Source organism: Vibrio breoganii (genome assembly GCF_001677275.1).
GTDB lineage: Bacteria > Pseudomonadota > Gammaproteobacteria > Enterobacterales > Vibrionaceae > Vibrio > Vibrio breoganii.
This window is the reverse complement of the sequence record NZ_CP016177.1, coordinates 2,298,711-2,311,474: the sequence shown is the minus strand read 5'-3', so window position 1 is coordinate 2,311,474 and position 12,764 is coordinate 2,298,711. Positions and strand designations below refer to the sequence as shown.

Below are 12,764 nucleotides of genomic sequence, written 5' to 3'. Positions count from 1 at the left end.
CCATTTATTAAGGGAAATAAACAATGACAATCGAAATTAATGTACCTGATATCGGTGCTGATGAGGTTGAAGTAACTGAGATTCTGGTTAACGTTGGCGACAAGGTTGAAGAAGAACAGTCACTGATCACTGTTGAAGGCGACAAAGCTTCAATGGAAGTACCAGCGTCTCAAGCGGGTATCGTTAAAGAAATCAAAGTATCTGAAGGCGATTCAGTAACGACGGGTTCTTTAATTATGATTTTTGAAGAAGCGGGTTCTGCAGCTGCAGCACCTGTAGCTCCAGCAGTTGAAGCAGCTCCAGTAGCAGCTCCTGCGGGCGGCGCTTCTGAACTAAAAGAAGTTCATGTACCTGACATTGGCGGTGATGAAGTCGAAGTGACTGAAATCATGGTTGCAGTTGGCGATACAGTAGAAGAAGAGCAATCTCTTCTAACTGTTGAAGGCGACAAGGCTTCTATGGAAGTTCCTGCACCATTTGCGGGTACAGTAAAAGAAATCAAGATCGCTTCTGGCGACTCAGTATCAACTGGTTCTCTAGTTATGGTATTTGAAGTGGCCGGCACTCCGGTGGCCGGTTCAGGTGCTCCAGCAGCTCCTGCTCCAGTAGCATCTGCACCTGTTGCAGCTCCGGCAGCAGCATCAGCAGCCGGCACGCCGGAACGTCAAGAAGTTAACGTACCTGACATTGGTGGTGATGAAGTCGAAGTGACTGAAATCATGGTTTCTGTTGGTGATAGCGTTGAAGAAGAACAGTCACTCATTACTGTAGAAGGCGATAAGGCTTCTATGGAAGTACCAGCACCACTTGCGGGTACGGTTAAAGAAATCAAGATTACTGAAGGCGATTCAGTAACCACTGGTTCTCTAATCATGGTATTTGAGACAGTTGGCGGCGGAGCAGCGGCTCCAGCGGCGGCGGCACCTGCACCAGTAGCGGCAGCACCTGCCGCATCGGCAGCAGCAGCACCAGCAGCGGCTCAAGCACCAGCAACTAAAGGCGACTTTCAAGAGAACCACGAGTATGCACACGCATCTCCTGTTGTTCGTCGTCTTGCTCGTGAGTTTGGCGTTAACCTTTCTAAGGTTAAAGGCACAGGCCGTAAGAACCGCATCCTAAAAGATGATGTACAGAACTTTGTTAAAGACGCACTTAAGCGCCTTGAATCTGGTGCTGGCGCATCAGGCAAAGGTGACGGGAGTGCACTTGGCCTACTACCATGGCCAAAAGTGGACTTCAGCAAGTTTGGTGACACTGAAGTTCAGAAACTGTCTAAGATCAAGAAGATCTCTGGCGCTAACCTGCATCGTAACTGGGTAATGATCCCGCACGTTACACAGTGGGATAACGCAGATATCACTGAGCTTGAGAAGTTCCGTAAAGAGCAAAACGCATTTGAAGCGAAGAAAGACTCTGGTATCAAGATCACTCCACTTGTGTTTATCTTGAAGGCTGTAGCGAAAGCGCTTGAAGAGTTCCCTTCATTCAACTCGTCTCTATCTGAAGATGGCGCAAGCATCATTCTTAAGAAGTACGTGAACGTTGGTATCGCAGTAGATACGCCAAACGGTCTTGTTGTTCCTGTATTTAAGGACGTAAACAAGAAAGGCATCTACGAGTTGTCTGCTGAACTAGCGGCTATCTCTAAGAAGGCACGTTCTGGTAAGCTAACAGCTGCAGATATGCAGGGTGGCTGTTTCACTATCTCAAGCCTAGGTGGCATCGGCGGTACAGCATTCACGCCAATCGTGAATGCACCAGAAGTGGGTATCCTTGGTGTATCTAAGTCTGAGATGAAGCCAGTATGGAACGGCAGTGAGTTTACTCCTCGCCTAATGCTTCCATTATCACTGTCTTATGACCACCGTGTTATCGATGGTGCAGAAGGTGCAAGATTCATTACCTTCTTAAACCAATGCCTAAGCGATATCCGTCGTCTGGTAATGTAAAAAATAGAGCAGCTCGCAAGAGCTGCTTTTTGTCGCAAATATTTAACAAAATTGGGCGCGACTTGAGATAAAGTAGCGCCGAATTGTTGTATAGCTCACAGCCTAAATGGAATTAGTTTTCTCTTAGTTTACAAGTTTGTAAACTGGGGTGACGCAAATACCCAATTAGCCTGTTAGGGATAATGACTACAAGAGGTCAAAATGAGCAAAGAAATTAAAGCCCAAGTTGTGGTACTGGGTTCAGGTCCTGCTGGATACTCTGCCGCTTTCCGCTGCGCAGACTTAGGTCTTGAAACTGTACTTGTTGAACGCTACAGCACTCTAGGTGGTGTTTGTCTGAACGTGGGTTGTATCCCATCGAAAGCACTTCTTCACGTTTCTAAAGTTATCGAAGAAGCAAAAGCAATGGCTGAGCACGGTGTTGTATTTGGTGAGCCAACTACAGACATTAGCAAAATCCGTATCTGGAAAGAGAAGGTTGTAGACCAACTGACTGGCGGCCTTAACGGCATGGCTAAGATGCGTAAAGTAACGGTTGTGAACGGTTTTGGTAAATTCACTGGTCCTAACACTATCCAAGTGGAAGGCGAAGAATCAACCACCGTTAGCTTCGATAACGCAATCATTGCAGCGGGTTCTCGCCCAATCAAACTGCCGTTCATCCCGCATGAAGACCCACGTATTTGGGATTCTACGGATGCACTAGAACTGAATGAAGTACCAGAAAAACTGCTTATCATGGGTGGTGGTATCATCGGTCTTGAGATGGGTACGGTATACCACTCTCTAGGTTCTAAAGTTGACGTTGTTGAGATGTTTGATCAAGTGATCCCAGCAGCAGATAAAGACATCGTTAAAGTCTTCACTAAGCGTATCAAAGACAAGTTCAAGCTAATGCTTGAAACTAAAGTGACCGCTGTTGAAGCGAAAGAAGACGGTATCTACGTATCAATGGAAGGCAAAAAAGCACCAGCAGAAGCTGAGCGCTATGATGCCGTTCTTGTTGCTATCGGCCGTGTGCCAAATGGTGCACTAATCGACGCTGAAAAAGCGGGTATCGAGGTTGATGAGCGCGGCTTCATCAATGTTGATAAGCAGATGCGTACTAATGTGCCACACATTCACGCTATCGGTGACGTTGTTGGCCAACCAATGCTTGCGCACAAAGGTGTGCATGAAGGTCACGTAGCAGCAGAGGTTATCTCTGGTAAGAAGCACTACTTTGACCCTAAAGTTATTCCTTCAATTGCTTACACTGAGCCAGAAGTGGCGTGGGTTGGTAAGACTGAGAAAGAAGCGAAGGCTGAAGGCATTAACTACGAAGTGTCTACGTTCCCTTGGGCTGCTTCTGGTCGTGCAATCGCATCAGATTGTGCTGACGGCATGACTAAGATGATCTTCGACAAAGATACTCATCGCGTAATCGGTGGTGCTGTTGTGGGTACTAACGGTGGTGAGCTTCTTGGTGAAATCGGTCTAGCTATCGAGATGGGTTGTGATGCGGAAGATATCGCACTGACTATCCATGCTCACCCAACACTTCACGAGTCTGTTGGTCTTGCGGCTGAAGTCTTTGAAGGCTCTATCACTGACCTTCCAAACAAGAAAGCAGTGAAGAAGAAGTAATTTCTAATTTGCTGAACAATTAGTTTGAAAATAAAACCCAGCTTTTTAGCTGGGTTTTTTTTCGGTTTCAAACATTGTTTGTTACAATGCTCGCCCATTTTAAGCGCAACGACTTTTTGAGCACGTCTTGCCATTCAAACGCAAAATTTTGCGACAGTATGGCAACAGGTGGCTATAGTTGATGCGAGTCCAGTAAACGAGAGAACAGTATGAAACATACCGTAGAAGTGATGATCTCTGAACAAGAGGTTCAAGAGCGAGTACAACAGCTTGGTGCATCGATCAATGAGCACTATAAAGACAGTGAAGAGCTAGTTATGGTAGGACTTCTACGTGGCTCGTTTGTGTTTATGGCTGACTTATCTCGCGCAGTTACGGTAAACCACAGCGTTGACTTCATGACGGCGTCTAGCTATGGCAACACCATGGAAAGCTCTCGTGACGTACGTATCTTGAAAGACCTTGATGATGACATCAAAGGCAAAGATGTGTTGCTGGTGGAAGACATCATTGATACGGGCAACACGCTAAGCAAGGTATGTGAAATCCTATCTATCCGTGAGCCTAACTCGATTCAAATCGCGACTCTGCTTGATAAGCCTTCTCGCCGAGAAGTTAAGGTAGATGTGAAGTGGATTGGCTTTGAGATCCCTGATGAGTTTGTGGTTGGTGTAGGCATCGACTACGCGCAAAAATATCGCAACCTGCCATACATTGGTAAAGTAGTACCGTTATAATTAACGCAAGCTAGTTAGAGAAATACCCGCTTAGAGCGGGTATTTATTTTATGGGGATTCGATTAATCCTGCTTAAGGATCTTCGCCATAGCGACGGGGAAGTTTGCTTCTAGCGTTTCTTTGCTTGAGCAACGTACGCCTAAGTCTTCTAGTTTGCCATCATCGATACCGTATACGACGCCATGTATCTCTACTTCTTGGCCTCGTTCCCATGCAGATTGCATGATGGTCGAGTGTCCTAGGTTGTATACTTGTCCCGCTACGTTGATTTCACAAAGCTTGTTTGAGCGCTCTTCTTCGGAAAAGCCATCAAGGTAGTCACGATGCTTTAGGTAGAGGTCGCGAATGTGCAACAGCCAATTATTGATAAGGCCTAGTTTAGGGTTATCGATAGAGGCATTAACGCCGCCACAACCATAGTGGCCACAAATAATAATGTGTTTCACTTTCAGCACATCTACGGCATATTGAACAACAGATAAGCAGTTCAAGTCCGTATGTATTACTTGGTTTGCTACGTTTCTGTGAACAAATAGCTCTCCAGAATAAAGCCCAGTAAGGCGTTCTGCTGGAACTCGGCTATCAGAGCATCCTATCCATAGGAAATCAGGGTTTTGTCCCTGCGCTAATGTAGTAAAGTACTCAGGCTCATCAGCTGTGCGAGATTTTGACCATTTGGAATTATTCTCAAATAACTGTTTAATTTCTGGCATGTTAAGTCCTTTTTTGAATCTTGGGTTACTATACCTAAAATTCGCTCAAATCAAATCGGATTTGTGACAAATAACCACTAAGAATCAACTTCATATGTACGCATTAGAAATAGAAAATCTACGAAAGACCTACAAAGGTGGCTTTGAGGCACTAAAAGGCGTGTCCCTTAGCGTCAAAAAGGGCGACTTTTATGCACTGCTAGGCCCTAACGGCGCAGGGAAGTCCACGACCATTGGTGTTATCTCATCTTTGGTCAATAAAACCTCTGGTTCGGTTACTGTGTTCGGTCATGACATCGACAAAGACCTTGAACTCGCAAAACAGAATTTGGGTTTAGTACCTCAAGAATTCAACTTCAACATGTTCGAGACGGTTGAGCAAATTGTACTGCAGCAAGCAGGCTACTACGGCGTATCGCGCGCCGATGCAAAAGAGAGAGCGAAGAAGTACCTCTCTCAGCTTGAATTGTGGGATAAGCGCAGTGACAGAGCGAGAACATTATCAGGGGGCATGAAGCGTCGCTTAATGATAGCTCGCGCTCTGATGCATGAGCCTAAGTTACTTATTCTTGATGAGCCTACTGCGGGTGTTGATATCGAGTTAAGGCGCTCTATGTGGGAGTTCTTGCAGAAGATCAATAAAGAAGGCATCACTATTATCCTAACCACTCACTACCTCGAAGAAGCTGAGATGTTGTGCCGTAATATCGGCATCATTAATCGCGGTGAGTTGATCGAAGATACCAGTATGAAGAGCCTACTCAATAAATTGCAGGTGGAAACCTTTATTCTAGATCTTGAGGAAGGGGTACAGCCTCAGCCGCTGAATGATGTAGTGAGCCAGCACCTAGTGAACGGCTCCCTTGAGATTGAATTAAAGAAAGAGCAGGGGCTGAACCATGTTTTTTCACAGCTAACGGATGCAGGCGTGAAGGTACTTTCTATGCGCAATAAGGCCAACCGTCTTGAAGAGCTATTTGTCACTATCGTGAGAGATCAAACCGAGGAACAGCAGTAATGTATGGCGTATATTGGACGGCTTTTAAGAGTCTACTAGGCAAAGAAATTAATCGCTTTATGCGTATTTGGGTACAAACCCTTGTGCCACCTGCGATTACCATGACACTGTATTTCATTATCTTCGGCAACTTGATTGGTTCTCGCATCGGACAGATGAATGGCTTTAGCTACATGGAATACATTGTCCCTGGCCTAATCATGATGAGCGTAATTACCAACTCCTACTCCAATGTAGCTTCATCATTTTTTAGCTCTAAGTTTCAGAAGAACATTGAGGAGTTGTTAGTGGCTCCGGTGCCTACCTATGTGATTATCTCAGGATATGTTATGGGTGGCGTGGTTCGAGGGCTCCTAGTGGGCACCATCGTGACCTTTGTATCCCTGTTCTTTGTTGATCTGCAGGTTCAGCATTGGGGCGTTATCATCGCAACTGTATTTATGACTTCAGTAGTATTCGCACTAGGTGGCCTGATCAATGCGGTGTTTGCCGGTACCTTTGATGATATCTCAATCATCCCTACCTTCATCTTGACACCTTTGACCTACCTCGGTGGTGTGTTTTATTCCATTAGCTTATTGCCTGAATTCTGGCAGGGCGTGTCTAAGATCAACCCAATTGTCTACATGGTGAATGCATTCCGTTATGGGTTCTTGGGCGTGTCTGATGTGGATATCGTCAGCTCGTTCACTGTCCTAACGCTATTTGTGGTTATCTTGTTTGCAGTGGCTTATCGACTTGTCGATAAAGGCATTGGATTAAGAAGCTAGCAAAAACAAAAAGGGAGCCAATTAGGCTCCCTTTTTAGTGACTGGGCTGAATTAACTCAGTTCAACAAGCTTGTTGTCGATAAGTCTTACCGCGCCAAGAAAGGCTGCAACGAGTACAACGGCTTGTTCGGTCGAGGAGGTGACCTCTTCGAGCGTATGAGCATCACGAATAAACAACTCATCTGGCTTCATTCCAGCCTCTGTAATGGCTTGCTCACCAAATGCGATAACAGCCTTTGCATCCGTAGGATCCAGTAAAATCCTATCAGCCATTTCAAGCATGATTTTTGCCAGAGCTGGCGCGACCTTGCGCTCGTCTGCGGTTAATCGGTTATTGCGAGAGCTCATAGCAAGACCATCTTGCTCACGTACCGTAGATACAGGAACAATATTGATATCCATTGCTAGGTCTTCAACCATTTGACGAATTACTGCTACTTGCTGAAAGTCTTTTTCACCAAAACACGCAACGTCAGGGCTTACCAGGTTGAATAGCTTAGTCACGATAGTGGCGACACCGCGAAAGTGGCCTGGACGCGAAGCGCCTTCGAGCATGCTTGATAATAGAGGCACTTCGACAAAGGTCTGCTTGTCCAATCCCTTCGGATACATGATCTCAGGCGTTGGAGTAAAGACTAAGTCAGTACCTAGCTCTTTCAGCAATGCAAGGTCTTGTTCCATCGTTCTTGGGTAGTTTTGCAAGTCATCAGGATTGCCAAACTGCATTGGGTTAACAAAAATGCTGACCACAACAACATCGGCAATCTGTTGTGCTTTACGAACCAGAGTGAGGTGCCCTTGATGAAGGTTGCCCATCGTAGGCACAAAGCCAATGGTTTTGCCGTCACGCTTATAGCTACGAATCTGCTCGCGAAGCTGAGTCGTGTTTTCAATCGTAAGCATGTTAACTCCTAGGCGATGGTGTGGTCTGGGCCTGGGAATGCACCGCTTTCAACATCTGAGATGTATTTTGCTACCGCGCTGCGCATGTCACCGGTTTCAGCTAGGAAGTTCTTTGAGAACTTAGGCATGTAGTTAGCCGAAATACCGAACATATCGTGCATAACGAGAATTTGGCCATCCGTTACATTACCAGTACCAATACCAATAACAGGAACGTTCAAGGCGTTAGTGATACGCTCTGCAAGCTCTGCCGGGATACATTCTAATAAGATAATTTGTGCACCTGCGGCTTGAAGCTCTAGCGCATCTTTCACCATCTGGTCAGCTTGCTCTTGCTCACGGCCTTGAACCTTGAAGCCACCAAAGATATTCACTGATTGTGGCGTTAATCCTAAGTGAGCACATACTGGCACTGCACGTTCTGTCAACATGCGCACTGTTTCAGCTAGCCAAGAGCCGCCTTCCAGTTTGACCATGTTGGCACCCGCTTGCATCAGTTTTGCCGCTTCTAGGCAGGCTTGCTGAGGCGTTGCGTAACTCATGAATGGCATATCCGCCATAAGTAGACAGTTTGGGCTACCCGCTCTAACACAGCGCGTGTGATAGGCTACCTCTTCAACGGTAACAGGAAGCGTATCTGGTTTACCCTGAAGCACCATTCCTAAAGAGTCGCCGACCAATAGGACTGGCATCTCTTGTTGTTCGAATAGTTGAGCAAAGCTTGCGTCATAAGCGGTTGAAGAGGCGAATTTACGACCCTCTTCTTTAAGCTTCATTAGCGTATTGATGGTTACTTTTTTCATTTCTAGGCCTTTTACGGGAAGCTGGACTTAGTTTCGGTCCCACACTTGCAACCCATTTCTGTCTACAGACTCAATCAGTTGGCTCAGTGCACTTCCGTCGGGAAGTATTAAATTAGGTTCAATTTCTAGAAGAGGATAAAGCACAAACTCTCGTTCTCGCATACCGTAGTGAGGTACCACTAAGCGTGGCTGGTCGATGGTCTCATCGCCGTAAAGGATAATATCGAGGTCAAGAGTTCGAGGTCCCCAGCGCTCCTCTTTGCGCACGCGACCCTGCTCATTCTCTATCTTCTGAGTGTTATCGAGAAGCTCTAGAGGCTGTAGTTCAGTTTCTATTTTAACGACAGCGTTAATGTAATCGGGCTGATTTTGAGGACCCATAGGCGTGCTGCTATACAGCGATGACGCCTGAATAACACGGCTGCGAGGAAGATCTTTAAGGCTTTCTATCGCTTGTTTTGCTTGAGCGACAGGATCGCCAAGATTGCTTCCTACTGCAATATACGCATTAATCATGAATTAGTTTTCTTCGGCTTTTTCTTTGCAGGGCGACGACGACGTGCGCTACCTGATTTACCACCACTCGCAAGATCATTCACCATAGCTTGGCGCATGTTTCGACCAGAGTGCTGGAAGGTATGCCACCACTGAGCCAGCTTTTGCGTATCGCCTTGTTCAACTTCACCACGCATTTCCAGGAAGTCGAATCCGGCGCGGAATTTGTTCAACTCAAGCAGGCGGAAGGCTCTCTTACCCGAGCGGCGCTCTAGGCGAGACTGTAGTTGCCATACTTCTCTAATGGTTGCGGTATGGCGACGTGGGATCGCCGTGCTGCGAACTTGTTCATCAAGAATATGGTTGCCAGCAACCATCATGGCATCGTATTCGCTCATGCCTTGCTCTGCCATAAGGCGCGCAGCATAGGCTTCTAGCGGGTACCACAACATAGCCGCAAACATGAAGGCAGGATTGACCCGCTTGCCTTCAGCAATGCGTTGGTCTGTTGATTCCAGTACCAGCTCAATCATGAGCTCAGCCTTTGAATTTTCTTCTTCGGTAAATAGCTCTGCCACTTGTGGGAACAAGTGCTCAAACAAACCAAACTCACGCAGCAGGTCATAGGTATCTAAACCGTGGCCGGATTGAAGTAACTTGAGAGATTCTTCATACAGACGTGCCGCAGGAATACCCTGAAGCAAAGGCGCAAGATAGTTGATTGGATTGGCAGTTTCAAAGCTGATATCCATGTCTAACTTAGACGCAAAACGAATAGCACGAAGCATACGCACAGGGTCTTCGCGATAGCGAACCTCGGCATCACCGATAAGGCGAACCATACCTTCGTTTAAGTCCTGCATGCCGTTGGCATAGTCATGGATAGAGTAATCGGCAATGTTGTAATACATGGCATTGATGGTGAAATCGCGACGCTCAGCATCTTCGTCTATGCTGCCGTAGACGTTATCACGCAATAGCATGCCTTCATCAGATTGAACCGCAGTTTGCTTTTCAGGCTCTTGATGATGGCCACGAAAAGTCGCCACTTCAATAATGTCTCGGCCAAAAATGATGTGCGCCAATCTAAAGCGGCGGCCAATCAAGCGGCAGTTACGAAACAACTGTTTGATTTGCTCAGGGGTCGCATTGGTGGCGATATCAAAGTCTTTAGGCGATTTTCCTAAGAGAAGGTCGCGAACGCCACCGCCTACTAAAAACGCATCGTACCCAGCTTTTTGTAATCGATACAATACCTTGAGTGCATTCTCACTGATATGCTCTCTAGAGATATTGTGTTTGTCTCTTGGGTAGATCGTAAGGTCTATTTTCCCAACTGAGTTATTGGTATCGAAATCAGATGTCATCGAGTTTGTCGGTTTCTTTTTTAGTAGGAACGAGAGTGCGATAGTTAGTGTTGCACTCAATAAAGGTTTGGTCTGAATCAGCTTCAAATCCGCGCATATAATAGCCTAGCTGACGCGATTTGAGAACAAGGTTGTGATTTGAGTCGCTTCTGGAAGCTGAGTTAAGTGCCAATGTTCAACTCCCCAGGCGATGATTTCACCAATTTTGGCGCTATCCATACCTTTGGGCAGAGAAAAACCTAAAAATCGCATTGCCTCAAGCAAGGTCGGAATGGGGTTATCTAGGCTAATACCTTCGGCATGGTTTTGCTTAGAGAGCTTGGCGCCATTATCAGTGACCGCTAGTGGTAAGTGCAGATACTGTATGGGTGTTACTCCAAGGGTGTTATACAAACCAATTTGTCGCCCCGTGGGTTCGATGAGATCGGCGCCACGCACTACTTCAGTTACACCTTGTTCAATATCGTCAATCACCACAGCAAGATTATACGCGTATAAGCCGTCACGACGCTTAATGATAAAGTCTTCTTCGGCAATGGCTTGAGGTATAGCGATTCGCCCATGCTTAAGGTCGTAAAACTCTGTGATTGGAGTATCAACCTTAATACGAACCGCACAGCCTTCAGCTTGAAGGTGCTTATCTCTGCAGTGACCTAAATAATACCCGCCATCGGCTTTGATCTGCTTGCGAGTGCATTGGCAATAGTAGGCTTCTTGTTGCGTGAGCCACTCTTCTATTTGTGATTGATAAATTGGATGTCGTTGGCTTTGATACACGACCTCGCCATCCCAGAAGAGATGATAAGCCTCTAGGGTTTTTAGAATAAGCTCCGCTGCGCCTGGCATTTCTCTTGGCGGATCCAGGTCTTCCATACGGACTAACCAGGTTCCATGTTGGTTTTTAGCTTGGAAATAGCTACCCAGTGCGGCGACGAGTGAGCCGAAATGCAAAGGGCCAGAAGGGGAGGGGGCGAAACGTCCGACGTAATCCATACAAACACTTATGACTGAAAAAGGGAGCCTAGGCTCCCTTTAGTTTAAACTATTGCTTTGTTGGCGTTAGCCTTGCATCTGCTTTTCTTTAAGCTCAGCTAGCGTTTTGCAATCAATGCAAAGGTCTGCTGTTGGGCGAGCTTCTAGACGGCGAATGCCAATCTCAATACCACAAGAGTCACAGAAGCCGAACTCGTCTTCTTCGATCTTGTTTAGAGTTTTCTCGATCTTTTTGATCAAGCGACGCTCACGGTCACGGTTACGTAACTCTAAGCTGAACTCTTCTTCCTGAGACGCACGGTCTACAGGGTCTGGGAAGTTTGCCGCTTCGTCTTGCATGTGTACAACTGTACGTTCTACTTCTTCACGCAATTGGTCGCGCCAAGCTCCTAAAATTTTTGTAAAGTGAGCCATCTGCTCTGGTGACATGTATTCTTCACCAGCTTTTTCTTGGTACGGCTCAACGCCTGCTATGGCTAGAATGCCTAGCGCTTTTTTCTTAGATTCTGGCATACCGCATCTCCTAATAACCTTATCAAACCACTAAGTGGCTTAATTTAAGGCGGGTATCTATAGCAAAAAGTCCTTGTTTTAGCAACGAGTCTGTTAGTTACATTTCTAGATGTACGAATAACTGTGAACAATTCGTCATTTTACAGCCCGTAAAATGGCAACTTGTGAGAGATCTTCATCTGATCAACCGATAGAACTGCATTGTAACAAAGTACTTCAACACCGGCTTTTTGCGCTTGTTTAAGTAAAGTTGAATAATGCTCATCAATATGGGTTGCAGGGGACACCTTTTCAATACCCGAATGTAAAACAATAAACAAAAGTACGGCTCTTTGCCCTGATTCTGTTATCTCGATCAACTCTCTAAGGTGTTTTTGTCCTCGAGTCGTTACTGCATCTGGAAACTGTCCCAAGCCTTCATCATTAGAAAGTAAGGTGACGCTCTTTACTTCAATATAGCAGTCGGCTTTATCCGTTGAGCGTAATAACACATCAATACGACTGTTCTCTGAGCCATATTTCTGTTCGGTTTTGAGCTCTTCATAGCCAGACAGTTCCTTGATAGCGCCTGCTCTAATTCCTTCAATAGCCAGTGCATTGGCGCGTAGGGTATTAACGCATATACGATGACCCGCTAGTGTCTCTGTCAACTCCCAACTATTGGGATATTTACGTTTAGGGTTATCAGAGGTAGAGAACCACACTCTATTGCCCGGTTCAGCACATCCGGTCATTGCCCCAGTATTGGCACAATGGATAGTGAGTTCGGAGCCGTCATCCAATGAAAGGTCGGCAAGAAAGCGCTTATAGCGCTTGATTAAAGTGCCACTTTGTAAAGCAGGAGAAAATTCCATTTCTAAATCATTTGGGTAGAATT

The 12,764-nt window shown here is 46.1% G+C and carries 13 protein-coding genes; 5 read left to right on the top strand and 8 right to left on the bottom strand.

Going from position 1 to position 12,764, the window contains the following annotated elements; genetic code table 11:
• Positions 1–23: 23 nt before the first annotated feature.
• From aceF to hpt, 3 genes are all read left to right on the top strand, one after another.
• Positions 24–1,949: a pyruvate dehydrogenase complex dihydrolipoyllysine-residue acetyltransferase gene (gene aceF / locus A6E01_RS10605; RefSeq protein ID WP_065210200.1), complete on the top strand. Its 1,926-nt coding sequence runs from the start codon at positions 24–26 to the stop codon at positions 1,947–1,949.
• 201 nt (positions 1,950–2,150) lie between these two features.
• A complete protein-coding gene (gene lpdA / locus A6E01_RS10600) occupies positions 2,151–3,575 on the top strand; it encodes a dihydrolipoyl dehydrogenase (protein WP_017028406.1) in 1,425 nt (474 codons plus the stop codon).
• 209 nt (positions 3,576–3,784) lie between these two features.
• Complete coding sequence (hpt, locus tag A6E01_RS10595; RefSeq protein ID WP_017028405.1) at positions 3,785–4,312, top strand: hypoxanthine phosphoribosyltransferase; 528 nt, start codon at positions 3,785–3,787, stop codon at positions 4,310–4,312.
• A gap of 62 nt (positions 4,313–4,374) precedes the next feature.
• Here the strand turns inward: hpt and can are convergent, their stop codons facing one another.
• On the bottom strand, positions 4,375–5,025 hold the full coding sequence (can, locus tag A6E01_RS10590) for a carbonate dehydratase (protein WP_065210199.1): 651 nt from the start codon (positions 5,023–5,025) through the stop codon (positions 4,375–4,377).
• Positions 5,026–5,119: 94 nt separating this feature from the next.
• Between can and A6E01_RS10585 the strand changes: the two genes are divergently transcribed.
• The gene (locus A6E01_RS10585; protein WP_017028403.1) at positions 5,120–6,043 is read left to right on the top strand and encodes an ABC transporter ATP-binding protein; all 924 of its coding nucleotides are present in this window, start codon (positions 5,120–5,122) and stop codon (positions 6,041–6,043) included.
• On the top strand, positions 6,043–6,813 hold the full coding sequence (locus A6E01_RS10580) for an ABC transporter permease (RefSeq protein ID WP_017028402.1): 771 nt from the start codon (positions 6,043–6,045) through the stop codon (positions 6,811–6,813). Before A6E01_RS10585 ends, A6E01_RS10580 begins: the two co-directional genes overlap by 1 nt.
• A gap of 51 nt (positions 6,814–6,864) precedes the next feature.
• Here A6E01_RS10580 and panC read toward each other — a convergent pair whose 3' ends face one another.
• The 7 genes from panC to sfsA all read right to left on the bottom strand — a co-directional run bounded on the left by panC (position 6,865) and on the right by sfsA (position 12,741).
• Positions 6,865–7,716, bottom strand: coding sequence for a pantoate--beta-alanine ligase (gene panC / locus A6E01_RS10575; protein ID WP_017028401.1), 852 nt, complete (start codon positions 7,714–7,716; stop codon positions 6,865–6,867).
• Positions 7,717–7,724: 8 nt separating this feature from the next.
• Positions 7,725–8,519 carry a 3-methyl-2-oxobutanoate hydroxymethyltransferase gene (gene panB, locus A6E01_RS10570; protein WP_065210198.1) on the bottom strand — a complete coding sequence of 265 codons (795 nt, stop codon included), beginning with the start codon at positions 8,517–8,519 and terminating at the stop codon, positions 7,725–7,727.
• A 27-nt stretch (positions 8,520–8,546) separates the two neighbouring features.
• Positions 8,547–9,035: a 2-amino-4-hydroxy-6-hydroxymethyldihydropteridine diphosphokinase gene (gene folK, locus A6E01_RS10565; protein WP_065210197.1), complete on the bottom strand. Its 489-nt coding sequence runs from the start codon at positions 9,033–9,035 to the stop codon at positions 8,547–8,549.
• Positions 9,032–10,381: a polynucleotide adenylyltransferase PcnB gene (pcnB, locus tag A6E01_RS10560; RefSeq protein WP_065210196.1), complete on the bottom strand. Its 1,350-nt coding sequence runs from the start codon at positions 10,379–10,381 to the stop codon at positions 9,032–9,034. Before pcnB ends, folK begins: the two co-directional genes overlap by 4 nt.
• Before the next feature lie 105 nt (positions 10,382–10,486).
• The gene (gene gluQRS, locus A6E01_RS10555) at positions 10,487–11,374 is read right to left on the bottom strand and encodes a tRNA glutamyl-Q(34) synthetase GluQRS (RefSeq protein WP_065210195.1); all 888 of its coding nucleotides are present in this window, start codon (positions 11,372–11,374) and stop codon (positions 10,487–10,489) included.
• A gap of 66 nt (positions 11,375–11,440) precedes the next feature.
• Positions 11,441–11,887 (bottom strand): RNA polymerase-binding protein DksA, encoded by a 447-nt coding sequence (dksA, locus tag A6E01_RS10550; protein ID WP_065210194.1) that lies wholly within the window; start codon positions 11,885–11,887, stop codon positions 11,441–11,443.
• Between the two features lie 140 nt (positions 11,888–12,027).
• Positions 12,028–12,741 carry a DNA/RNA nuclease SfsA gene (gene sfsA, locus A6E01_RS10545; RefSeq protein ID WP_017028395.1) on the bottom strand — a complete coding sequence of 238 codons (714 nt, stop codon included), beginning with the start codon at positions 12,739–12,741 and terminating at the stop codon, positions 12,028–12,030.
• Positions 12,742–12,764: the final 23 nt, after the last annotated feature.